Origin of the sequence: Streptococcus sp. OMI750, from assembly GCF_047463895.1 — a bacterium.
Taxonomy (GTDB): Bacteria; Bacillota; Bacilli; order Lactobacillales; family Streptococcaceae; genus Streptococcus.
In genome coordinates this window covers 535,890-558,500 of sequence record NZ_JASHCZ010000001.1, presented here as the reverse complement: position 1 = coordinate 558,500, position 22,611 = coordinate 535,890, and the positions used below count along the sequence as shown (strand labels likewise).

Sequence of the window (22,611 nt, the reverse complement as noted above, 5' to 3'; positions counted from 1 at the left end):
TTCTCCTTCCACTCTACTATATGTTTCCTTAAAAGTCAAAAAAACCAAAGATCCAAGGATCTCCGGTTCATCTGTAATTAGTTTTTATGGCGGTTTAAAATAGCGTTGAGTACGATTGCCAAGACACTTGCGACGACAATCCCGTTAGCAAAGAACATTTTAAATTCACTTGGTAAGCCATTAAAAAGAGTGCTGTTGTTCAATCCTACCCCTGCTGCAATTGATACAGCAGCGATGAGAAAATTGTGCTCATTGTGTTCAAAATCAACACGCGCAAGGATCTGCATCCCTTGAATAGATACAAAACCAAACATGACTAACATCGCTCCACCAAGTACTGGGCTTGGGATGATTTGTGCTAAAGCTCCAAACTTAGGAAGGAGACCGAGTAGAACAAGGAAACCAGCCGCATAATAGATTGGAAGACGAGTCTTGATACCAGACAATTTCACTAAACCAACGTTTTGTGAGAATCCAGTGTAAGGGAAGGTGTTGAAGATACCACCAAGGAGAACGGCCAACCCTTCAGCGCGGTAGCCATTGCGAAGGCGCGTGCTAGTAATTGGATCTTTGGTAATATCAGAAAGAGCAAGATAGACACCAGTTGACTCGACCATGGAAACCGTCGCGATAATACACATCATCAAGATTGAGGTGATCTCAAACTTAGGGGCTCCAAAGAAGAAAGGTGTTGGAACATGAAGGATAGGGGCTTGTTCCACAGGTGTATAGTCTACCAACCCCATAGAAGCTGCCATAGCAGTCCCTGCAATCAAGCCAATCAAAATCGAGATGGATTTGATAAAGCCAGTTGTATAGATGTTGACCACAAGAATGATAAGAATGGTGATCACGGCCAAGAGCAAACTTTGCACCGTTGGTTTGTCAGCATTATTGCCCATGTTACCAATGGCTACCGGAATCAAGGTCAATCCAATGGTCGTAATGACAGATCCCGTCACAATGGATGGGAAGAGGTTGGCGATTTTCGAGAAGAATCCTGAGACCAGAACCACGTAAATCCCTGAAACAATCAGGGCACCAAACATGGCCCCACTACCATGGCTAGCCCCGATCATGCTGAGAGGTGCCACAGACTGGAAGGCAACCCCAAGGACCACTGGAAGACCAATCCCAAAGTGTTTATTGAGTTGGACTTGCAGGAAGGTCGCCACCCCACACATAAAGATATCTGTAGAGATGAGGTAGGTTAGCTGATGAGCATTGTAGCCCAAAGCTCCCGCGATCATGATCGGCACCAAAATAGAACCGGAATACATGGCCAATAAGTGCTGCAAGCCTAGAACAGCGGCTTGTGAATGGCTTTCTTGTTTTTGCATTAGATGTCTGCCTCCTTAAATACAACCTGACCATTTTCAAAACGGTCCAAACGTGCGAGGGATACAACTGGATATCCCAACTCTTCTAATAATCCCCGTCCATCTTGGAAGGATTTTTCAATGACGATTCCAACGGCTTCCACTTGAGCACCAGCTTGTTCGATGATCTGAATCAAGCCCTTAGCTGCTTGGCCATTTGCTAGGAAATCATCAATTATCAAAACCTTATCCGCTGGATCTAAGAATTTACCAGCAATTGAAACCGTACTGGTGACTTGCTTGGTGAAGGAATAAACCTCAGCTGTCAAAATCCCCTCATTCATGGTGATGTTTTTCGCTTTCTTCGCAAAAATCATAGGGACATCCAGTGCTTCTGCTACATAAAGGGCTGGCGCGATCCCAGATGCTTCAATGGTGACGACTTTGGTAATACCCGCATCTTTGAACCGGTCCGCAAAGGTCTGGCCAATTTCTTTCATGAGTTTGAAATCCACTTGGTGGGTCAAAAAGGAGTCCACCTTGAGGATATTCTCACCTAAAACGTTGCCATCTTTTAAGATGCGTTCTTCAAGTAATTTCATACTTCCTCCTACTTTCTATAAAATCCGTTACTTCTTCACAAAACACAAAAAGGCCTGCAAAGCAAGCCTTGAATATCCTCTAACAAAGGATTTATCTCGACTTACTTATTGTTAGGTGTTCCGGCACCTTGTAGAAACATCACGCCCATTCGTGAAATAAATAAGTAATTCAATTAGTGTGCATCGCCATTCCAGATGGAATTCTTAACGATCACATAGTCAACATGTTTCAAATCTGCTAATGTTCGGCCTCCAGCATAAGAGATCGAACTTTGCAAATCTTGTTCCATTTCTGTCAAGGTATCTTGCAAATGACCCTTAGCAGGTAATAAAATCTTCTTGCCTTCGACGTTTTTATAAGCACCTTTTTGGTACTCTGAAGCAGATCCATAGTACTCTTTAAAAGACTCTCCATCGATTTCGACTGTTTTACCAGGACTTTCGATATGACCTGCAAAGAGAGAACCGATCATGACCATAGACGCCCCGAAACGAATCGATTTGGCAATATCACCATGGGTCCGAATCCCACCATCCGCAATAATTGGTTTTCGCGCTGCTTTTGAGCACCAGCGAAGGGCAGCCAATTGCCAACCACCTGTACCAAACCCAGTCTTAACTTTGGTGATACAAACCTTACCAGGGCCGATCCCGACCTTAGTTGCATCAGCTCCCGCATTTTCTAATTCACGAACAGCCTCAGGTGTTCCAACATTTCCAGCAATGACAAAGGTATCTGGTAATTCTTTCTTGATGTGTTGAATCATCCGAATGACACTATCCGCATGACCGTGTGCGATATCAATGGTAATGTACTCAGGTGCATCTGCCTTCAATTGGCTCACAAAGTCGTATTCGTATTCCTTAACACCGACCGAAATAGAAGCGATCAAGCCTTGCTCGTGCATGCGTTTGACAAAAGGAATCCGACCTGCTTCATCAAAGCGGTGCATGATGTAGAAGTATCCACCACGCGCCAACTGCTCTGCTACATTCTCATCCAAAATCGTCTGCATATTAGCTGGAACAACTGGTAGCTTGAAGGTATGTTTCCCGAATTGAACAGTTGTGTCTGCTTCAGTCCGGCTATTGATGATACATTTGTTGGGAATCAACTGGATATCTTCATAGTCGAAAATAGGAAATTCATTTAACATAGATTGAAAAATCTCTTTTCTAAAAATTGACCTACCTATGCGCGCAAGCGCATCGCTACGTCTCTTGACGTTTCCTTGATAAATTATATCAAAGATACGGACTTAATGCAATGGGAATGATTTTATAGGAAACAACGTTCGGAAATTACAAGATAAAACCTGTTTCAAAAAGAGAAACAGGTTTTATTTATGAACATTTTGGAGCCAATTGTTGACTTCTCTAGCTACAATTTCTGGTGCCTCTGTATACAGTTCGTGCCCCAAGCCTTCTAGCAAGACTTGCTGGATATTAGGATCTAGTTGATTCAGAGCTGCTTTCCTCCATTCAGGTTCTTCTTGGTATCGAGGGCCAATAAAGAGGACAGACTGGTCCGAAAGTGGAATCTGGTAAGTCTTGATCTGACGCCGTAGACGCAATAAGGCCAAGACCTTTTCTAGATCCAGATTTAATTCATATTGTTCACTTGTTGGATTCCAGCGATAGCTAGCCTCTACTGCTTTTCGCGCTATAGGAGTAGGATCTGCTCCATCACCGAATTCTGCTAACACGGCTTCTTCCAATGTCGAAAAGACTTGCTGCTGCATGAAGGACGATGTACCATCTAGTTCTTCCTCCAAAGACAGGATCTTTTCCATATCCAGATAGCCCCCATCCAAGAGAATCAGAGCCTGGATTTGAGGAAACTCTGCAGCCAGATAACGAGCCAAATCTCCACCCAAGGAGTGCCCCAATAAACAGATCTCTTCATCTTGTACAATCTGACCTTGAAACCAAGCATGAAGATCTTTTTCTGTCTGAATCATTTCCCTGTAGGGATCTAGAAAGGTCACAGGAAAGCCAAGTTCATCGATAAGTGGCTCCAGATGGTAGCAATTGCCACCAAGGCCACCAATAAAATAAAACTTCATTTTTTCTTACCTTTTTTAATTTTATTATTAGTTACTTCATTGGTTAGCGCCAGTCTTTTCAATCCAATATTGTTGCTCTTTGGGGATCAAATGATCAAAACTTCCTGAAAAAATTTTCCATCCGTTTGGCACATATCTCTCGTAGTTTTTCATCCCTAGATGGTTTGAATAAAATTCTTCTTTATCAAAATCGATGAAAAGATCCGGGAGCAAGGCTTTTTCTTCCAGAATAATCTCTGAATTTAAGTCCTCACACTCCATTGAGCGTTTAATCACTGCAATCAATTCTTCAACTGTCACCTTCAGCCAGTCATCTTTATACATTTCTAAATAAGTTCCAAGATTGCTTTTTGTAACCACATGAAGATTCTGTTGAATCTCAGGTAAATAGGAAAAATCAAGATCCCAACCTGCTTCCTTGTAGGATTGAATATATTTATCGATATCCATTGTCCACATATCATTGGAACAAATATACCAGTTAAAGTGATGGTTCGCAATAACTCCAACAATATTTATTTCTGGCTTGTTTATTAATTGATCTTTATCCACTAGTACTTATCCTATATCTATTCTTCAATTGTAATTAATCTTCACCGTATACATCGGTGCCACTAGTCAACCAGAATTTTTCTGCTTCCGGAATCTTATCCCAAAATGATTTATAATGGCCTTTCCATGGTTCTGAAACATATTCTTCAAATGATACGTATTCTGCGTACTGCGAGTATAGTTCCAACTCATCCATATCAATAAACAAGGAAGGTTTAAAATCATAAACCGCGTTCAATCTATCTTCCTGATACGATTTAGCAAATGCTTCTCCTAACTCATTTCGCTCGCATTTGTATGCTTCCATATCTTTTAAGAAATATGGCAATGTTTCATGGGTCAGTTTCGAAGAACGTTTTCGCTCATCATACAGAGTGTCAAGTGAATAGCGTGCTACCTCATAATCAATATACCAGAATTCTAAATCCGAAACATACCAAGTATATTTATTTTCATGTTTAAAAAGAACAACAATATTTTCACCATACTTAGGTTCGATCATAATTTATTTCCTCTCTTTTTTTAATTTAATGACTCATACATCACGAGATTTATTCTTCCGTCTCACCTTCCGCAACCAGATCATATGGAAAATATGGAAGTCCTTCTAATTGTTTATAATCTAAGCCTTTCAATTTGCAAAGCGCGCCAGATTCAAAGGACCAGTAGCCTACATGATTTTTTACATTTTTCTTATGTAAATCATACCAAGCAGCATCCCTACTCCCTTGGTACCATTTCTTAACCAAATATTCTTTTAACAATTTTAGGGCCTGTTCAGAATTCTCTTCTTCAATGATTTTCTGAGTATATCCATAAGGTTTAGGAAAATTATAGTTGATCCGAATCGTCCACTCTGGATAACGAGCTTGAATCAGATAATCAATCAAATAATCTTCTGGATCATCTATTTTGACCAAGTCTACTAACTGATTAAAAGTCTCTTCATCAATGTTTAAAAGAATACCAATAGAAAGCGCCCAGAGCATTTGTTCGTAGCCCCATTCCTTACACCAAATTGGTATTAAAGACGATACAAAGGAAATATATTCCTCTTTAAATGCTGACAAAGAGGCTCCACTAGAATAAGTTGCTAATAAAATATCTCTCTGATAGGACAAAATAGTAGCTAAAGTTGAATTATAAACTTCGATCGTTGGCTTTTTATAGTTTTCTATTCCATCATCTAAATCACTTTGAAGTTTTCGTAATTTTTCTTGAAAATACAGTAAGGCTTCTCGATTTGAAATTAAGCCATCTTTATAATTCTCCTCAGTATTTAAAGTATCTCGTAAACCCATTTTGTGTCTCCTTTAAAAATGATTTGTTAAGTCAATCTGAGATCTCAAGCGATTTTGTTCTACTTCAAAGTCATATCTCGTTTTGATAAATCAACACCCCACTTCTTTGCTCTCTCAAAATCTGCCTCAGTCGGTTCTAATTTTTCATCGATAATATGGCCAGCCTCATCGTACTCGATATAAGTAACTCTCGCCCCTAAAACATAATATGCGTGTGATTTTAATGCGCCATTTTCATAGTATTTCTTTTGAATTCCATCAGCCGCACCGCAATCTTGAGGATTGATGCTTTCAATTTTTCCATTAGGATAAAACCATACACTCATTCCATGACGGAAGCCATCTTTAATATAACCATAATACTCTAATTTACCATCTGGGTATGAATCATAAGCTAAACCTGTATATGGAACTTCTTCTCCAGATTCATTCTCAGAAACAATCTGTTCGCAATACCATCCACCCCAATCAAGCTCTTCTTCAAAACAAACACCATCACGAAGAACTTCTTCTTTTGTTAAAATTTTATCTTCTGTCATTTTCTAACCTTAAAGTTCATTTTGTTGCGTTCCTTCCGCAACCAAATCATATGGAAAATATGGAAGTCCTTCTAACTGTTTGTAATCTAAGCCCTTAATCTTTCAAAGAGCGCCTGATTCAAAGGACCAGTAACCATAATAATTATCAATATTCTCTTTATGCAAGTCATACCAACCAGTATCTCTATGTCCAGGATACCATTTTTTAGTCAAGTATTCTTTAAGGAGAGCCTCAGCCTTTTTAGAATTTTCTTCCTCGATAATCTTTCGAGTAAAGCCATAGGGTCTTGGGAAATTATAGTTTATCCGAATCTTCCACTCTGGATGACGAGACTGGATGAAGTAATCGATCAAATAGTCCTCTGGATCATCCTTTTTGACTAAGCCTACTAACTTATCAAAAGTCGTTTCATCAATCTCTAACAGAATGCCAATGGAAAGAGCCTAGAGCATTGCATCATATCCTGAATTACTATACCAAATAGGGAGAAGGCTATCGACATATTTAAAGTACTCTTCTTTGAATCTCTCAATAGAATATCCTGCAGTGTAGATGGCTAACATATTCTCCTTCTGATAAATAGAAATATCAAGTTGTACTGATTTGATAATTTCTTCAACCGGTCGTTTGTATGAATTTTCCCCTTGTTTAAATTTTGTTAATTCTTGAGTCCATTCACCAATAGTTATTTCACTAAATTTAATGAGTTCATTAATTTTTTCTTCTATAAAAATAGAATCTCTTTTCATCATTTATATCCTTTTGGTATATGGAACTTTTTTTCGCGTTGTGTGACCAAAAAAATTTAAAAATATATTCTGTATTAATCACTACTGAATAATTATTTTACAGTCCCTTGTATATTACTCAGTCAGGCCACGCAAATAAACTGTCGTTCTACTCCCTACTATCATACCGAAATACAGTTTGAAGTTCAAGTTAGTCACTAGCTAGGGGAAATAGATACACAAAAAGAGACCACAAGGGTCTCTTAGAATGTAAATAAACTATTATAAAGTAGAATAAGGTGATAAAATATCGAAACTTTCCGCTGTGGGAAAAGTGCCTGAAACAATAACGTTTCAGGCACTCGGAATTATTGAGACCTTAGGCTCAATAATTAGTCATGGAACTTCGAAGAAGTTCGCTGACGTCCGTACTCACCTAAGGAAAGTTTTTGATACGACTTGTCTTCAATCTCAGACCGTTGAGCTCTCTCCTGCTATTTGCTTTCTTCTAAATAAACAGGACACAAAAAAATCCACTCACTTGAGGTGAAATGGATTGTTTCTTTATTAACGGTTCAACAAGAAATTGAACAATTTTTCGACAATTTTTACGACCAACCAGCATAAGAATCCGATATAGGTAAAATAGAAAATGAGTGACAAAATCGTAATAATCATGGTTTCCTCCTTCGTCGATTGCAAGTCCTTGTCTTATTATACCTTTTTATGCAATCGAACTCAATAGAATTTTGAAAATTGTCTGATTATTCTTTTTCTTTCTTGTCTTCTTTTGCGTCTTGATCAGCTTCTTCACTGCCTTTATTGACAGCTGTCTTAAATTCAGCAAACATTTTGCCGATAGACTGGCCCAACTCAGGCAGGCGTTTTGGTCCAAAAATCAAGAGGGCACCCAGGATAATGATGATCAAACCTGGTGCTCCAATATCACGTAAAATTCCCATTAGTTTCTCCTTTTTCTCGAATAGATGACTTTACTGATGGCGACACTCACTTCAAATAAGAGGATCAAAGGGAACGTCATGGCCAAGTCACTGATAAAGTCTGCAGGAGTTAGCACGACGGCTAAGACCAGCAGGACAAAGTAAGCGTAACGACGGTAGGTGATTAAAAACTGTGGTGTCAAGAGCCCGATTGAGGTCAGAAAAGCGACTAAAACTGGTAACTCGAACAAAACTCCTAAAGGCAGGGTGGTGTGCCATAAGAAGGTTAAATAATTTTGCGCCGTCAATTGGGTATCAAACAGTCCTTCTCCCAAGCGCATCAAGACCTCTAAAATCGCAGGGCTGACAAAGAAATAACCAAATACGAGCCCCAGCACAAAGAACATAAAGCTAGCTGGGATGTAGGCAAAGACTGCACGCGCCTCCTTCTCCCTTAAAGCCGGTCTCACAAATTGCCAAATCTGGTAGACAATAAAGGGCAAGGTCAGGCTAAAAGCTGAGAGATTGGCCAGCGATACATAGATCCAGAGGATATCATTTGGCCCCAGTACCAGCAGTTTTTGATGGAGGCTAGTGGTCAAGATCTGGTAGAGTTCTCCAGCAAAAACAAAGGCTACGATGAAGACGATAATGTAACACAAGACCACTGCGATCAATCGTTTTCGAAATTCGACCAAGTGCTCGACAATGGTCATTTCATCTGCTCTACTCTTTGCCATGTTGTCTCACCGTGATAAGGGCAATCAGGGCCACAAAGAGTAGTTGAGGAAGAAGAACTTCCCAGCTTGGATAGATCCCCGCCCAATCAATGGTAGGAAGTCCATTGACCAAATGACTAGGTAGGATATTGGTCAACTGTAGGGCGTGGATGCTGACACCGAGCATCTTGAAGGCCAAGGCGTAAATCAACCACGTCAGAATGAAAAAGATTCGATGAGGTTGGATCGCTTGACTGGCCTTGGTCATGGCCACTGCAATGATAATGAGAACGGCTATGGCAAGCCCGATTCCTAGTATGAAATGAGCGGTTGTAATTCGTGGAATGATTCCAACATAGAAGAGAATGGTCTCAGCCCCTTCACGAAAGACTGCTAAGAAACTGAGGGCAAACATAGAGACAAAACTTCCTGTAGCCGTTACCGTCTTCATCTGACGATCCATAAAGGCATTCCACTGTTTGACAGAGGACTTGCTGTGGAGCCAAATTCCAATGAGGATCATCATGACTACAGCGAATATCCCAACGCCCCCTTCAATGATTTCCCGGTTAGACCCCGAAGTAACGGCTGGAAAAGCTACTTGCAGAACAAGAGCGATCGCTGCACTGGCAAGAACACCAGCAAGAGCTCCACCGTAGACCCATTTGAGTCCTTTCCTCATCTTAGCGGCCTTAAGGGTCGTCACAAGGGCCATGACGATCAGAAGCGCTTCTACTCCTTCACGAAGAAGAATCAACATAGCATCAAAAGCGTTGTAAGAAGCTGTCGTATCAATCGCAGACAGGTCCCTGATCAAGGCTTGTAATTTCTCTTGATAGGTCTTTTCTTTCCCCTTAACCATAATGACTGGGGATTCACTCTCTACGCGCGTGTAGAGACTTGGATTGGTCGTGCTGACATCCCCCTCAATGGTTGGCCAGATGGTGATGAACTGCTTCATAGTTGCTGCAGCAGATTTATCGTCGCCGGATTGGAATTGGTTTTGCGCCTTCTCCAAAAGCTTGATCCCATCTTTCAGTGTCAAATCCGTACTAGCACTGCTAATCGCTTCTCCTTTTACAAAGGCATCAATCCCATTTTTGAGGTCATCATAGGAGGACTGGATGCTGGTGAAGTCAGTAGGCTCTGTTTCAATGCTACTACGTAAGAGCGAAATGGCCGTCTCGATTTTGCCATAGTAGGCTGTGCTATGATCCCTTACCACTGCTTCGTTTCGTGTCCAGGTATTATTGAGATCTGCATAGGTTTGACGGGTTTTATCCAGATCCTTAGCTGTAATGGCATCTTGTAAGTTCTTAAAATAAGGAGCGAGGCGACTAACGAGTTTGTCTTTTTCCGCCTCTAAATCGATCGGATTTTGCTCTTTTTCAAAAGCTAGCAAGGCTGATGAGATCTTAGTGAGATCCTCTTTGGTTACCTCCCCTTTTATAGCTAGAGCTTGGCTAACTTTTTTTCCTGCCTTGGAATCATGGTGGTCCTTGGTTTTAAAATCAGCCTGAATCTCAGCGATCAATTCCTTGGCCTTATCCTGGTTTTTATTTTCTACAGCGGTTGTTGCATCTGTGATCTTGATAAAGAGATCGCTATAAGATTCCGCAGCCACTGGATGAGTCCAGAACAAGGCAAGAATGCCGAACAAGATCAAGAGTTTATTCAAAGAGTGCTTGACCAAGGTAGCCTCCTTTCTCTACGCCTGCAAAGCAAGCAAAGAGTCCACTTCCAATATGGGTGATGTACTCGTTCATTTTATCCACTGCACCTAGATTGGTTTGGATTTTAACAAAACTGTTTGGATCTTTTTGAAAGGCGATAAAAATCAAGCCTGCATCAAATTGCCCAGTCTGTTCATTGATGCCATCCGAATAGGAATAGGAACGCCGTAAAATCGGACGATCCACTTCTTTGGCCAAACGGACATGTGAATCTACTGGTAGTTTAGATAAATCTACTTCATCAAATTCGTTGGTTTTCCCAAATGGAGCACCGGACTCCTTGTAGCGACCAAAGGTGTTTTCTTGCTCCTGCAAATTGGTCCGGTCCCAAGTTTCCAAGTGCATTTGGACTAGGCGAAGAGCCATATAGGAACCACCCTTCATCCAGTCCTTACTGTCAGTCCAGACGACCTTATCAAAGTCCTTCTCCGTCGTGACATTTGCTGTTCCATCTTTAAAGCCAAAGAGGTTACGCGGCGTTTCTTTTCTGTCACCAATCGCTGCAAAACCGGACTTGCTCCACTTCATGGTGATGGTATTGCGACCTTTGCGGATGAGATTTCGCACCGCATGAAAGGCTACTTGCTCATCGTCGGCACAGGCCTGAATGACGATATCGCCACCTGTGTACTTGTCCTGCAACTGCTCCTTTGGAAATGGAGGCAAATCACGAAAGAGCTTGGGACGTTTGGACTCCAAACCTAATTTCTTGAGAAAGCTAGCAGAGACACCAAACGTCAGACTCAAGCGATAGGGGTTCAGACCTACTGTTTCACCTGTATCCGTTGGCGGCAAGAGGGCATTGGCGCCATCTTTTTTAACCAACTGCCCTTCGACTAATTTACTACTATAGTCGGTCCAGTCTTTAAAAAGCTGGATGACTTCTTTTTTGTCCGTCGTGTGAAGATCCAGAACCACCAAGTAGCAAGCCTTCTGCATGGCCGTCGTAATCCCGGCTTGGTGCTTGCCATAAAAGGAGATATCTTCATCCCCATCATAAGCTTTTTTACTAGATCTGTCTTGATTAGCGAAAAAAGCAGATGCACCAGAGAGGCCTAGCGCTAGACCGGCCCCTCCAATACCTGCTTTTTTAAGAAATTCACGACGGTCCATTTTTTTATCTAAAAATTTTTCGTCAGCCATTTTTCTTATTTCCCATCTAAAATCACACCCATTTGAGACAAAGGTTCACCAAGTTTGGTCACAGCTTCAGCCAATTCCTTGGTATCTTCCTTGGTCAAATCTGTGTAAGACTTATAATTTGTTTCATCAGTCATGTGTTTGTCCAATAAATCATTGACATTTTTGAATTCTGCTTCCAAGTTTTTAACCAACTTGGCATCTTTTTTCTCAATCAAAGGTTTAAAGAGAGAGAAAATCTTTTCAGCTCCTTCAATATTGGCACGGAAGTCGTAGAGATCTGTATGAGAGAAGACTTCTTCTTCACCCGTGATCTTTTGCGTTGCCACTTCATTTAGCAGATCAACAGCCCCAGTTAGCATCACATCAGGAGTCACATCAACGGTTGCGATCTTAGCTTTCAACTCCTTGATATCGTTCACCAGTTGGTCTGCATATTTTTCAGTGCCATCTGTGGTATTGTTTTCCCAAAGGATGCGCTCAATCCGGTGGAAGCCAGACCAGCCTTCTTCTGATTTATTTTCATCCACATAGTCCACCAAACGGTAGTCAATCTTCACATCAGACTCCCCAAAGGTTTCAGCAATCGGTTCTGAGCGTTCATAGGCCATGCGGATCAAGGGGTATTGTTTTTTAGCTTCTTCCAAATTCCCAGCTTTTAGGGTATCTCGGAAACCTTCTGTATCCTTGAGCAATTGGTCGATTTGCATTTCAACAAAGTCTTTGTATTCAGCTGTCGCATTGTCCAGGGTCTTCTGGTCAGCCTTTGACAACTGCACCGTTGAGCTGGTATGTGTCTTTTGACTCGACTGTTTGCTAGTAGAATTTGCACACCCTGCTAAAAGAGCAACACTCAATAAGAGTAGACTATATTTTTTCATGAAAGACTTCTCCTCATTTGTTCTTGCCCTTATTTTACCAGATATTTTCTCATTTTTCAATAATTGTCTGAAAATTTAATAATAGAAAAACTTTTTTAGAGAATCGGTCTTTTACAAAAGAATATCCTTGACCCGTCCGATTTCGGATTCTTTCACTACCACAAAGATGCTATCCCCTAGATACAAGCGGGTTGCACCATTGACCGTATAGCTCTTACCGCTTCGCATTTGCGTGGTGATCAAAATATCTTGGGGGAGTTCGAGTTCATGAACTTGTTTTCCTGCAATCTTTTCGGATACAGGAATCTCAATTAAGGTCAGTTCTCCTTCTTCTTCTTGCGCCTTATCTGGCAAGAGTTGCTCCAGCATGGCTTCATAGACTGGCGCACCATGGAAGAGATCCATAATCATATAAGCTACCAAGGTAACCATCCCTAGTGGCATTAAACTTCGAATATCGCCTACCATCTCTGTCACTAAGATCATCGCTGTTAAAGGAGCTTTCGAAATAGCCCCAAAATACCCACTCATTCCTAAAATAATGAAGAGAGGAAGTTGATTTTGAGAGATAAAGCCAATGTTTTGAAGGAAAGTTCCAACTATGGCCCCTAACAGCGATCCTAATGCTAGTATAGGCAGGAAGATCCCACCAGGTAGACCACTACCATAGCTCAACATACTCCAGATAAAACGGATCATAAAATAGAGAAGGATCGATAGAACTGGATACGGTACTCGAGCTAAATCCAAAACCAATTGGTTCCCGCCACCAAGAATTTGTGGAAGGAAATAGCCGATTGGAATAATCGAGACAAAGGCAAATAAGGAAGAGTAATGAGAAGGAACATGAAAAATCTTCTCAAGTAAACGATACAATCGACCGATATTCAGCACCACTACTTCATATACATAGCCTGCTGCTCCCAAAAAGACCCCAAGAAAAAGATAAATCCAATACTGGGAGAGAGGAAGAGGAGGAATATTTTGTGGCATATGGAGAACTGGCGTTTGACCAAAGATATTGAGTGAAATGAAGTTAGCAGTCAAACTAGCCGCAAGGGTTGAAATCCAAAAAAAACGTGAAAAATGATGGTAGACCTCTTCGACTACAAATAAGAGCCCCGCTATCGGTGCATTAAAGGCTGCAGCAAGACCTGCAGCGGCACCACTCGCAATCAATGAGCGCTCCTCTACTGGGCTGACCTTCAAATGATGAGCGATACCTTTTCCTCCCATAGCCCCTAATTGAATACTAGGACCTTCACGACCAAGCATCAGGCCACTACCGATAGCTAAAATCCCTAGGATGTACTTCTTCCATAAGGTATCCCACCAACTTACGGCCAAGAGGCCCTTAAGTTCTGCTTCTACTTGCGGTATTCCGGATCCCTTGATATCCCAATTGGAGCGAATCAGGCGACCTGCTAGAAGTACGATCAAGACATACACACCAAGCATTGCTAAAAAATAGAGAGGATGACGAGGCATTTCCGTGTAAACCCCTTGAACAAAATGAAAAGTATGTTCGATCAAGAAGCGAAAACTTGAGACAATGCATCCTACCACAATCCCAACCAGAACACCTCTGACAATATGTGCCACAATCGAACTAGAGGCAAAATGAAATTCCTTTTTTAAATCTTCTTCTTTTTCAGACATTCCCTAACTCCTTCACATTCTAATCTTCTTTATTATACCTCATTTCACCGTCTCTGAATACATGGAAAAGCAGAAAAAAACAAAACTAGCACCGCTAGCTTTGTTTAGAATGTAGACAAACCATTTCATAAAGTAAAATAAGTTAAGAAATTCTACAAAAAAATATAAATATGTTCTATTTATGGAACGAATAAAGAAAAATCAAAACTTTCCGCTGTGAGAAAAGTGCCTAAAACAATAAAGTTTCAGGCACTCGGAATTATTGAGACCTTAGGCTCAATAATTAGTCATAGAACTTCTACGAAGTTCGCTGACGTCCGTACTCACCTAAGGAAAGTTTTAATATAACTTTAGCTATTATTCAGCAGTTAAAGCTGCCATTGTGATGTAGTTGTATGGTTTGTTGAAGTGTGGCAAGAAGAACAAGTCTGTCAAAGCCAACTTATCAATTGTCACGTGTTCTTGAATCGCAAGTGAGAACATATGAATTCCCATTGAGATTGCACTATCACGTGATACCATTTGAGCACCAAGGATTTGACGGTTGTCTTTATTGTAGACAATCTTGATTCCAACTTCATGGTTATCGTGTTTGATAAATTCTGGTTTTTGAAGGTCGTTGAATCCTGTTTCACCAGCGTTGAAACCAGCAGCTTTTGCTTTTTCAAGTGTCAAACCAGTTGAAACCATGTGAAGGCCGTAGATAGAGATACCGTTAGAACCTTGAACACCGATTCCTTCCAATTCGTGACCAGTTGCGTTGTAAGCACCCACAATACCAGAACGAACAGCGTTAGATGCAAGAGCGATGTAACTCATTTCATCACGCGCATTGTCGTAGATTGTCGCACAGTCACCAACAGCGTATACACCTGGAAGTGAAGTTTCTTGCTTCTTATCAACAAGGAAGGCACCATTGCGGAAGAGTTCGATCTTACCATCAGCAAGAGCTGTGTTAGGGCGGAAACCAACTGCCAAGATCACCATATCTACATCGAAAGTTTCTTTGTCAGTCACAAGGCGTTCCACTTTACCATTTCCTTCAACCGCTTGAACAGTTTGTCCAAGAGCCAAACGAATATTGTTGTCTTCCAAGTTCTTCGCCATGATGTCTGTAAAGTCTTTGTCGTAGTAACCGTTCAAGACAGTATCCACGATATCAACCAAGACAACGTCTTTGCCAAGACGCTCGAAAGCTTCAGCTAATTCAACACCGATGTACCCACCACCAACTACGGCAATGCGGTTCAAGTGTTTGCTGTTGTCTTTCAATTTTTCAATAACTTCTTCAGCATTTTGGTACAATTTTACAAATTGAAGGTTTTCAAGAGTCGCCTTGAACTCACGGTTACCAGGAACAATTTCAACTCCTTTGATTGGAGGAATGATTGGTGTAGAACCAGTCGCAAAGATCAATTTTTCGTATGATTCTTTGTGTTCTTTACCATCAACTTCTGCTGTCACAACTTTTTTGTCATAATCGATTGAAAGAACAGGTGAGTTCATATACACTTTTGCACCTTTTGCTTCCAATTTTTCTTTGTCAGAGTAGAAAAGACCTTCAGGACCATCGATTTGTTCACCGATCCAAAGCGCCATTCCGCAACCAAGGAATGAAATGTTAGAGTTTTGGTCGAAAACTACAATTTCATTTTCATATCCAAAATTATCTAACATAGTGTTGATACATGCTGTTCCGGCATGGTTTGCCCCTACAACAACGATTTTACTCATAGAAAAAATCCTACCTTTAATTTAATTTACCTCTTGAGTATATCACAAAAATGGTATCGTTTACAATGATTTTGCTTAAATTTGTGATTTTTTTTTCAATTTCACAAGAAATATAGATTTCACATACTGTAAAAAAAGTCAAATAATATGCTTAAAACGATTGTGAAAACGATCTCTTTTTGATATACTATAAGTAAGTGAAAATAGGAAAGGATATATTTTCAGTGGACCTAAGCAGTCAATCTGAACGCTTGATGGGAACAACGATTACTGTTTCGATCCTGCATCCACAAGCAGATAACCTTCTCGCTCGATGTTTTGAGCTTCTCCGTTCTTATGAACACCGCTTCAGTGCCAATGATGCAAGCTCTGAACTCATGGAGGTCAATCATCAAGCGGGTATTTCAGCCGTTCAAGTCCATCCAGATCTTTTTGAACTCATCTCTTTAGGTACTCGGCACAGTCAGGCACCAAATAGCCATTTAAATATTGCGATTGGTCCTCTTGTTCAGACCTGGCGAATTGGATTTGCTGATGCTAGGCGACCTGACCAGAAAGAAATTGACCAAGCCTTGTTGAAGATCAACCCTCAACAAATCCAACTAGATCATGAAAACCATGCTGTCTATCTAACACATCCTGGTATGAAAGTTGATCTAGGGGCTTTGGCAAAGGGTTACAGTGCTGACCTCATTGCTTCATTTCTAAAAAGTCAAGGAATCTCGGATGCTTTGATCGACCTGGGAGGCAATATTCTGACAGTCGGTCAGAATCCAATTCGAAAACAGCCCTGGCGAATCGGGATTCAAAATCCTGTTGAACCAAGAGGTCACCACTTACTCTCTCTTTCAATCGAGAACAAGTCTGTCGTAACCTCAGGGATTTACGAGCGTCATTTAGAGGTTGATGGCCAGTCTTTTCACCATATATTCGATAGCAAGACAGGCTATCCTGTTGAGACAGACTTGGCCAGCATTACCATCATATCTGATCAATCCGTAGATGGAGAGATTTGGACTACTCGACTATTTGGAGAAACCCCGTCTTCTATTCTCAATATTGTTGAATCGCTCCCTGGTATCGATACCTTATTGGTTTCGCAATCAGGCAAGATCGCCTTTACAAGTGGGCTTCAGTCCTATATATAACGCTACATCAGAAAGGAAAATTTTTATGACAAAACTAATTGCGATTGTGGGGACCAACTCCAAACGTTCTACAAACCGTCAACTACTTCAATACATGCAAAAACATTTCGCTAATAAGGCGGATATTGAATTGGTCGAAATCAAAGACATCCCAGTTTTTGACAAACCGGCTGACAAGAAAGTACCAGAAGCTATCTTAGAAATTGTTGCCAAAATCGAGCAAGCTGATGGTGTCATCATCGGTACCCCTGAATACGATCACTCTATTCCAGCTGTTCTGATGAGCGCTTTAGCTTGGCTCTCTTACGGGGTCTTTCCTTTATTGAACAAACCAGTTATGATCACGGGTGCTTCCTACGGTACTTTAGGATCTTCACGTGCCCAATTGCAACTTCGTCAAATCTTAAACGCTCCAGAAATTAAAGCAAATGTTTTACCAGATGAATTCTTACTTTCACATTCATTGCAAGCCTTCGACCAATATGGAGATCTGGTAGATTTAGAAGTCATTCAACAATTGGATGCTATCTTCGATGACTTCCGTATTTTTGTCAAGATTACAGACAAATTACGGAATGCTCATGAGTTAATTCGCAAATCTGCTGAAAAATTTAACTGGGAAAACTTGTAGAATAGGAGACGATAAGAATGAAATTTGTTGGAATTTTAGGCTCAAACTATGATCAATCATATAACCGTAAACTCTTGGAATTCATGCAACGCCAATTTAAGCTTAAATTTGAATTGGAAATTCTTGAAATTGATGAAGTTCCAATGTTTAACCAAGACGAAAAATGGGACGAAAGCTTCCAATTACGTCTTTTGTACAATAAAATCACTCGTGCAGATGGTGTAATTATTGCAACTCCAGAGCACAACCATACCATTTCAGCTGCTCTCAAATCAGTCCTCGAATGGCTTTCCTTTGAAGTACACCCTTTTGAAAATAAACCAGTCATGGTCGTTGGGGCTTCCTATTATGATCAAGGAACTTCACGAGCTCAGGTTCACCTCCGCAAGATCCTTGACGCTCCGGGTGTCAATGCCTATACCCTTCCAGGAAATGAATTCCTTCTCGGAAAAGCCAAAGAAGCTTTTGACGAAAATGGGAATATCAAAAATGAAGGAACCGTTAAATTCCTTGAAACTTGCTTAGATAATTTTATCAAATACGTTGAGGTTGTGTCCAAATTGAAAAAACCAAAGCCAATTGAACCTGAAGACTTGGATTGTAATCATCCAATTTCTACTACTGTCACTGAGGTCGATCCGGATGATCCAGATTGGGTTGAAAAGGTTGCAGAAATCACAGGAGCTGTTTCTGGTGATACCTATGTGAAACTAGACCATGGTATCCTAACTGTTAATCAAATTGATATGTTCTTGAAAGCTATGCCTTTTGAGTTAACCTACGCAGATGATAACAACCAATTCCTCTACTACAACAATGCCCATCAAGATCCAGATAGTATGTTTGCCAAACGGGTACCACCTCAATCAGGTAGCCGTATGTCAACGGTTCATGGATCTCTTCCACCAGCACGTATGAAAAATGTAGAATGGGTGATTGGGACCCTTCGTAATGGAAACCAAGACTATGTCCGTACTATTGTTCCAGGGTCACCTGAAGGGGTGATCAACACCCACAACTACCAAGCTATGTACTATGAAGATGGTTCTTACGCTGGTATTAATGAAATTGTCTTTAACTTTAAACCATGGTTGGACTGGTACCTTCAAACAACTGGTCAACGTCTTGTAGGCGGTAGTGGGCCAATTGCTCCTGCTGGCGGTCATGGGGATGCAGATGCAACTTCAGGTGCCTCTGATGCTGGGGGCCACGGCGACGGAGGCCACGGTGATACAGATGCTACATCTGGTGCAAGTAACTAAAAAACTACAAAAAAATGAAGCTTGATGCTTCATTTTTTTATTTTAACTCACTGATTATCTTCTTGGCATCTTCGTTTGAAATCGCCCCTAGCTGCACATGACCAATCTTCCCTTGGCTATCAATGAAGACTTCTGTAGGAATGGAACGTACTTGATAATTCATAAAAGCAGATCCATCTGGATTGTACAAAACAGGAACCGATTGATAGTCTTGTTGGGCAAACCATTTGACGAACTCTTCTTCTGTTTTTTCACCTTGCATCCCTGGTGCCATAACAGTGAGAATCTCAAAGTCCCTATCCTTTTCTTCGACCAGTTTATTCAGTTCAGGCATACTTTGCCGGCAAGGGCCACACCAGGTTGCCCAGAATTTCAAATATACCTTCTTCCCTCTGTAGTCTGAAAGTTTAACCGTATTCCCCTTCATATCCTTTAGCTCAAAGTCACTAGCTTCTTTTCCTACTAAGGGATGTTTACTTGAGGTTGTGTTGGTCATGGTTTGATTGCTCATATTGTTCATACCACTCTCACTTGATTGCTCCATCGAACAAGCAGATAGTAAAGCGATTGAGAGGATTGAAAAACACGTATATTTGATAAATTTCATAGGTATAATACCTCCATTTGATTTATGAAAAGATTGAAGACAAGCTATTTAATTGTCCCAAGAGTAATAGAATCCCCATAAGAATAATGATGGCTCCACCGATTTTCTTCAGCAACAAGAGATGGGGTTTGAGACGATTGAAATAAGGTAATACAAGGCCTGATGCCAGTGCTAAGAGCAAGAATGGGATGGCCATCCCTAATGTATAGATAAAGAGATAGAGAGCACCCACGAGGGCATCTTGTCCATTGGATGCTGCTAAGGCAAGAACAGAGCCAAGAACAGGCCCAATGCAAGGCGTCCAACCAAAACTAAAGCCAAGACCAAGAAGAAAGGCTGAAAACAACTCATTCTTCTGTCTGTTGGCTCCAAAATCTACTGATTTTTGCTTCTCAAGGAAATGAAAATGAAAGACTTCCATCTGATGAAGACCAAGGATAATGATCAGCGCTCCCATCACGTAGCGGAACCAGTTGGTATACATAACCTGCCCCAATAAGCCAGCTCCGAAACCTATGATAAGGAAAATAACAGAAATACCTGCGATAAAACACAAGGTCTTAACGATGCCATGCCAGCGTATCTTTTTCCCAAAAATCTGAACGGATTTTTCCTGATCACTTCCTAGCAAAACGCCGATGTAGACCGGGAGCAAAGGGAAGACACAAGGAGAGAAAAAGGAGAGAATCCCTGCCAGAAAGACAGTGAAAGAGAAAACGATTTGATTCATAAAATGCTCCGTATATTGATATGTTAGAAATAGTATAACATGACATTCCTTAAATTAAAAATTTCTGCTACGCTTTGATTATTAAAAAATCAGTTAGAAACTAGTTTCAAAACCAAACAAAAACTCCAAAGAACATAACTTTGGAGTTCAATTGACTACCTATTCCTCTTCTGCACTTTGTTTATTGGGCAAGAAAAGCGATAGGACAATACCAACTACTGCTGGTAGTAACCATGGGAGGGATTGGGCAGCAAACGGCAAGTGCTTAATGATGTTTGCTAGTCCTGCAAGTTTAAAGGTGCTTGCAAGAACATCTGCAATCGCTACCAAGCTAACTAAGAAAATAGTCAGTTGCATTCCTGGTTTTGAAAGATCGATAAATTTGTTAACAATCACAATCAACACAATGGTAATGGTGATTGGGTAAAGAATCATTAAGACAGGTAATGAATAGGCAATAATGGCGCTCAAGCCAAGGTTGGCAATCGCAAAACCAATCAAAGTAAAGATTGTCGCATAGACCTTGTAAGAGATTTTAGGGAAAGTGTTATGGAAGAATTCCCCTGTTGACACGATCAAACCGGCTGTTGTTGTGAAACAAGTCACCGTCACCATACCTGCGAGGAATATTTGAGCAGCTGGGCCAAAGACAGTCTTGGTCGCTTCTGAAAGGACATAGACCCCTTTATTGGCATCAGATGCCATCACTTTTGCTGGAATTGGGAAATGATTTCCAAGATAGCCCAAGCCAATGTATAAAATACTAAAGCCAATGGCTACGACGATCCCAACGATCCAGATGGTTTTAATGTATTCTTTCTTGCTGGTGAAACCAAGTTGATTGAGGGTGGTTACCGCAATCACACTAAAGGCCACTGAAGCAAGGGCATCCAAGGTATTATAGCCTTCAAGGAAACCTTGACCAAAGGCAGATGCTTGGTAGGCTGCTGTTGCCACTTGTGGCGCTTGTCCGCTGTACTTAAGAGCACCGAGGACAACCAGTACAACGATCAAGATCGCAAAGATCGGGGTCAAAATCCGACCAATACTATCTAGGATCTTGGATGGATAGAGGGCAATCAAATAGGCTAAACAGAAATAAACCAAGGTGAAAATGAAGAGACTGCCACCAGATTGTCCTAACAAGGGGGCAATCCCAACTTCGTAGGAAACAGTAGCCGTTCTTGGAATGGCAAAGAAGGGGCCAATAGAGAGGTACAAGGCTACCAGATAAACGATAGCAAACCAAGGAGCGATTTTACGTGAAATCTCGTGGACATATCCCTTGGGATTGAGTGTACCGACAATCAAGGTGATGATGGCAATCCCCACTCCTGATAAGACAAATCCAGCAATAGCTGGCCAAAAATGGCTACCCGACTGGGCACCTAGCGCAGGTGGAAAGATCAAATTCCCTGCACCGAAGAAAATACCAAATAACAGCAAACCTGTTAAGGAACCTTTTCGTAACATATGTTCTCCTTTTTATGTTGAATCTTTTCTAGTATAACAGCTTTCTGTCACCACGGCAATTCTTTTTACCTGATTTATTGCATTTAGGAACAACTTATGAATCAAGGTATATTATTAGAAAAAGAAGATGCTACCATAGAATTATATATACTTCTTCATCCATCAACTAAAAAGGAGCTTCTCTGCCAAGAAACAGAGAGGCTCTTTTTGTATCTAATCTTCACTAAACCGTCGGTATTGGATGCGGAAATCAAAATAATTCTCTGCTTGCAGTTTATGGAAGATATCACGGTAGGCCTCCTCATCGAAGCCCTCTCCTCGATAGAGAATCTCAAAACTAAGGTCGTCGTATTCAAGAAAAGCATTGGCTGTTCTAAAGCCATTTCGTATATAGAAATCCATCCGTGCCTGACGTTGCTCTAGATTATCACATTCTTCATCCAGTCGCTCAACCTCTAGGAGCATGGTCCGTTGGTAAAACTCGACTAATTTTTCAATGATTTCTTGGCCATACCCATGACTCCGTAAGTGAGGCATGATGGCAAAGAAGCTGACGTAAAAAGCTTTCTGATTATAGATAGAGAAAGCAAAACCAACAAATTCTTCTTCGTTATAAAAAGCAAAGAAATTGGCATCGTCATTATCTGTATAGCGTAAGTATTCTGATAAAGGAATCCGTTCCTCTTCAGGGAAAGCCTCGATATTCAACCGCTCGACTTTATCCAAATCTGGAAATGTTTCAGTAATTAATTGGCTGGTTAAGCTCATAAAGCCTCCGTTTCTTCCCTGATTATACCAAAAAATGTAAGGGCATTCAACCAAAGACGCTTGTCGCTGTTTTGTGA

Annotated in this window: 22 protein-coding genes, 1 pseudogene and 1 riboswitch; of the genes and pseudogenes, 3 read left to right on the top strand and 20 right to left on the bottom strand. The window is 40.9% G+C overall.

Annotated elements, in window-relative coordinates:
• Positions 1-77: 77 nt before the first annotated feature.
• The 16 genes and pseudogenes from QM830_RS02945 to nox form a co-directional block, all read right to left on the bottom strand.
• Complete coding sequence (locus QM830_RS02945) at positions 78-1,340, bottom strand: nucleobase:cation symporter-2 family protein (RefSeq protein WP_009731016.1); 1,263 nt, start codon at positions 1,338-1,340, stop codon at positions 78-80.
• A complete protein-coding gene (locus QM830_RS02940; RefSeq protein WP_049497932.1) occupies positions 1,340-1,921 on the bottom strand; it encodes a xanthine phosphoribosyltransferase in 582 nt (193 codons plus the stop codon). The genes QM830_RS02945 and QM830_RS02940 overlap by 1 nt, the downstream gene beginning before the upstream one ends.
• A gap of 88 nt (positions 1,922-2,009) precedes the next feature.
• Positions 2,010-2,105, bottom strand: a riboswitch (purine riboswitch).
• Positions 2,095-3,078 (bottom strand): GMP reductase, encoded by a 984-nt coding sequence (gene guaC / locus QM830_RS02935; protein WP_414325577.1) that lies wholly within the window; start codon positions 3,076-3,078, stop codon positions 2,095-2,097. Its footprint overlaps the riboswitch before it by 11 nt.
• Before the next feature lie 183 nt (positions 3,079-3,261).
• Positions 3,262-3,987, bottom strand: coding sequence for an alpha/beta fold hydrolase (locus QM830_RS02930; RefSeq protein WP_414325575.1), 726 nt, complete (start codon positions 3,985-3,987; stop codon positions 3,262-3,264).
• 36 nt (positions 3,988-4,023) lie between these two features.
• Positions 4,024-4,539, bottom strand: coding sequence for a hypothetical protein (locus QM830_RS02925; protein WP_414325573.1), 516 nt, complete (start codon positions 4,537-4,539; stop codon positions 4,024-4,026).
• A 34-nt stretch (positions 4,540-4,573) separates the two neighbouring features.
• Positions 4,574-5,041: a hypothetical protein gene (locus QM830_RS02920; RefSeq protein WP_414325571.1), complete on the bottom strand. Its 468-nt coding sequence runs from the start codon at positions 5,039-5,041 to the stop codon at positions 4,574-4,576.
• A 49-nt stretch (positions 5,042-5,090) separates the two neighbouring features.
• Positions 5,091-5,840 (bottom strand): PoNe immunity protein domain-containing protein, encoded by a 750-nt coding sequence (locus tag QM830_RS02915; protein ID WP_414325569.1) that lies wholly within the window; start codon positions 5,838-5,840, stop codon positions 5,091-5,093.
• A 59-nt stretch (positions 5,841-5,899) separates the two neighbouring features.
• Complete coding sequence (locus QM830_RS02910; RefSeq protein WP_414325568.1) at positions 5,900-6,379, bottom strand: toxin-antitoxin system YwqK family antitoxin; 480 nt, start codon at positions 6,377-6,379, stop codon at positions 5,900-5,902.
• Positions 6,380-6,388: 9 nt separating this feature from the next.
• Positions 6,389-7,129: pseudogene (locus QM830_RS02905) on the bottom strand (PoNe immunity protein domain-containing protein).
• A 743-nt stretch (positions 7,130-7,872) separates the two neighbouring features.
• Entirely contained in the window at positions 7,873-8,070 is a 198-nt protein-coding gene (locus tag QM830_RS02900; RefSeq protein ID WP_009731003.1) for a twin-arginine translocase TatA/TatE family subunit, read from the bottom strand.
• Positions 8,070-8,789, bottom strand: a complete 720-nt coding sequence (gene tatC, locus QM830_RS02895; RefSeq protein WP_414325567.1) for a twin-arginine translocase subunit TatC — start codon at positions 8,787-8,789, stop codon at positions 8,070-8,072. Before tatC ends, QM830_RS02900 begins: the two co-directional genes overlap by 1 nt.
• Positions 8,776-10,461 (bottom strand): FTR1 family iron permease, encoded by a 1,686-nt coding sequence (locus QM830_RS02890; RefSeq protein ID WP_414325565.1) that lies wholly within the window; start codon positions 10,459-10,461, stop codon positions 8,776-8,778. Before QM830_RS02890 ends, tatC begins: the two co-directional genes overlap by 14 nt.
• Entirely contained in the window at positions 10,439-11,644 is a 1,206-nt protein-coding gene (gene efeB, locus QM830_RS02885) for an iron uptake transporter deferrochelatase/peroxidase subunit (protein WP_414325563.1), read from the bottom strand. The genes QM830_RS02890 and efeB overlap by 23 nt, the downstream gene beginning before the upstream one ends.
• A 5-nt stretch (positions 11,645-11,649) precedes the next feature.
• The gene (gene efeO / locus QM830_RS02880) at positions 11,650-12,522 is read right to left on the bottom strand and encodes an iron uptake system protein EfeO (protein ID WP_414325562.1); all 873 of its coding nucleotides are present in this window, start codon (positions 12,520-12,522) and stop codon (positions 11,650-11,652) included.
• A 111-nt stretch (positions 12,523-12,633) separates the two neighbouring features.
• Positions 12,634-14,181: a ClC family H(+)/Cl(-) exchange transporter gene (locus tag QM830_RS02875; RefSeq protein ID WP_414325560.1), complete on the bottom strand. Its 1,548-nt coding sequence runs from the start codon at positions 14,179-14,181 to the stop codon at positions 12,634-12,636.
• Between the two features lie 357 nt (positions 14,182-14,538).
• Positions 14,539-15,915, bottom strand: a complete 1,377-nt coding sequence (nox, locus tag QM830_RS02870; protein WP_009730997.1) for a H2O-forming NADH oxidase — start codon at positions 15,913-15,915, stop codon at positions 14,539-14,541.
• 224 nt (positions 15,916-16,139) lie between these two features.
• On the opposite strand from nox, the gene QM830_RS02865 reads away from it, so the two are divergent.
• Genes QM830_RS02865 through QM830_RS02855 form a run of 3 tightly spaced genes read left to right on the top strand, consistent with a single transcriptional unit; the run spans position 16,140 to position 18,956 of the window.
• Positions 16,140-17,063 carry an FAD:protein FMN transferase gene (locus tag QM830_RS02865; protein WP_414325558.1) on the top strand — a complete coding sequence of 308 codons (924 nt, stop codon included), beginning with the start codon at positions 16,140-16,142 and terminating at the stop codon, positions 17,061-17,063.
• A gap of 25 nt (positions 17,064-17,088) precedes the next feature.
• Positions 17,089-17,694 carry an NADPH-dependent FMN reductase gene (locus QM830_RS02860; RefSeq protein WP_009730995.1) on the top strand — a complete coding sequence of 202 codons (606 nt, stop codon included), beginning with the start codon at positions 17,089-17,091 and terminating at the stop codon, positions 17,692-17,694.
• Positions 17,695-17,711: 17 nt separating this feature from the next.
• Entirely contained in the window at positions 17,712-18,956 is a 1,245-nt protein-coding gene (locus tag QM830_RS02855) for an NAD(P)H-dependent oxidoreductase (protein WP_414325555.1), read from the top strand.
• Positions 18,957-18,993: 37 nt separating this feature from the next.
• On the opposite strand, the gene QM830_RS02850 is transcribed toward QM830_RS02855, so the two are convergent.
• From QM830_RS02850 to QM830_RS02835, 4 genes are all read right to left on the bottom strand, one after another.
• Positions 18,994-19,563 carry a TlpA family protein disulfide reductase gene (locus QM830_RS02850; protein ID WP_414325553.1) on the bottom strand — a complete coding sequence of 190 codons (570 nt, stop codon included), beginning with the start codon at positions 19,561-19,563 and terminating at the stop codon, positions 18,994-18,996.
• A gap of 22 nt (positions 19,564-19,585) precedes the next feature.
• The gene (gene ccdA2, locus QM830_RS02845) at positions 19,586-20,293 is read right to left on the bottom strand and encodes a thiol-disulfide oxidoreductase-associated membrane protein CcdA2 (protein ID WP_414325552.1); all 708 of its coding nucleotides are present in this window, start codon (positions 20,291-20,293) and stop codon (positions 19,586-19,588) included.
• A gap of 159 nt (positions 20,294-20,452) precedes the next feature.
• Positions 20,453-21,766, bottom strand: a complete 1,314-nt coding sequence (brnQ, locus tag QM830_RS02840) for a branched-chain amino acid transport system II carrier protein (protein ID WP_414325550.1) — start codon at positions 21,764-21,766, stop codon at positions 20,453-20,455.
• A gap of 213 nt (positions 21,767-21,979) precedes the next feature.
• Positions 21,980-22,534 (bottom strand): GNAT family N-acetyltransferase, encoded by a 555-nt coding sequence (locus tag QM830_RS02835; protein WP_009730990.1) that lies wholly within the window; start codon positions 22,532-22,534, stop codon positions 21,980-21,982.
• Positions 22,535-22,611 lie beyond the last annotated feature (77 nt).

What these genes read in the sequence shown, in the direction of transcription:
- QM830_RS02945 (WP_009731016.1), bottom strand. Translation starts at nt 1,340, where the DNA reads ATGCAAAAACAAGAAAGCCATTCACAAGCCGCTGTTCTAGGCTTGCAG.
- QM830_RS02940 (WP_049497932.1), bottom strand. Translation starts at nt 1,921, where the DNA reads ATGAAATTACTTGAAGAACGCATCTTAAAAGATGGCAACGTTTTAGGT.
- guaC (WP_414325577.1), bottom strand. Translation starts at nt 3,078, where the DNA reads ATGTTAAATGAATTTCCTATTTTCGACTATGAAGATATCCAGTTGATT.
- QM830_RS02930 (WP_414325575.1), bottom strand. Translation starts at nt 3,987, where the DNA reads ATGAAGTTTTATTTTATTGGTGGCCTTGGTGGCAATTGCTACCATCTG.
- QM830_RS02920 (WP_414325571.1), bottom strand. Translation starts at nt 5,041, where the DNA reads ATGATCGAACCTAAGTATGGTGAAAATATTGTTGTTCTTTTTAAACAT.
- QM830_RS02915 (WP_414325569.1), bottom strand. Translation starts at nt 5,840, where the DNA reads ATGGGTTTACGAGATACTTTAAATACTGAGGAGAATTATAAAGATGGC.
- QM830_RS02910 (WP_414325568.1), bottom strand. Translation starts at nt 6,379, where the DNA reads ATGACAGAAGATAAAATTTTAACAAAAGAAGAAGTTCTTCGTGATGGT.
- QM830_RS02900 (WP_009731003.1), bottom strand. Translation starts at nt 8,070, where the DNA reads ATGGGAATTTTACGTGATATTGGAGCACCAGGTTTGATCATCATTATC.
- tatC (WP_414325567.1), bottom strand. Translation starts at nt 8,789, where the DNA reads ATGGCAAAGAGTAGAGCAGATGAAATGACCATTGTCGAGCACTTGGTC.
- efeB (WP_414325563.1), bottom strand. Translation starts at nt 11,644, where the DNA reads ATGGCTGACGAAAAATTTTTAGATAAAAAAATGGACCGTCGTGAATTT.
- efeO (WP_414325562.1), bottom strand. Translation starts at nt 12,522, where the DNA reads ATGAAAAAATATAGTCTACTCTTATTGAGTGTTGCTCTTTTAGCAGGG.
- QM830_RS02875 (WP_414325560.1), bottom strand. Translation starts at nt 14,181, where the DNA reads ATGTCTGAAAAAGAAGAAGATTTAAAAAAGGAATTTCATTTTGCCTCT.
- nox (WP_009730997.1), bottom strand. Translation starts at nt 15,915, where the DNA reads ATGAGTAAAATCGTTGTTGTAGGGGCAAACCATGCCGGAACAGCATGT.
- QM830_RS02860 (WP_009730995.1), top strand. Translation starts at nt 17,089, where the DNA reads ATGACAAAACTAATTGCGATTGTGGGGACCAACTCCAAACGTTCTACA.
- QM830_RS02855 (WP_414325555.1), top strand. Translation starts at nt 17,712, where the DNA reads ATGAAATTTGTTGGAATTTTAGGCTCAAACTATGATCAATCATATAAC.
- QM830_RS02850 (WP_414325553.1), bottom strand. Translation starts at nt 19,563, where the DNA reads ATGAAATTTATCAAATATACGTGTTTTTCAATCCTCTCAATCGCTTTA.
- ccdA2 (WP_414325552.1), bottom strand. Translation starts at nt 20,293, where the DNA reads ATGAATCAAATCGTTTTCTCTTTCACTGTCTTTCTGGCAGGGATTCTC.
- brnQ (WP_414325550.1), bottom strand. Translation starts at nt 21,766, where the DNA reads ATGTTACGAAAAGGTTCCTTAACAGGTTTGCTGTTATTTGGTATTTTC.
- QM830_RS02835 (WP_009730990.1), bottom strand. Translation starts at nt 22,534, where the DNA reads ATGAGCTTAACCAGCCAATTAATTACTGAAACATTTCCAGATTTGGAT.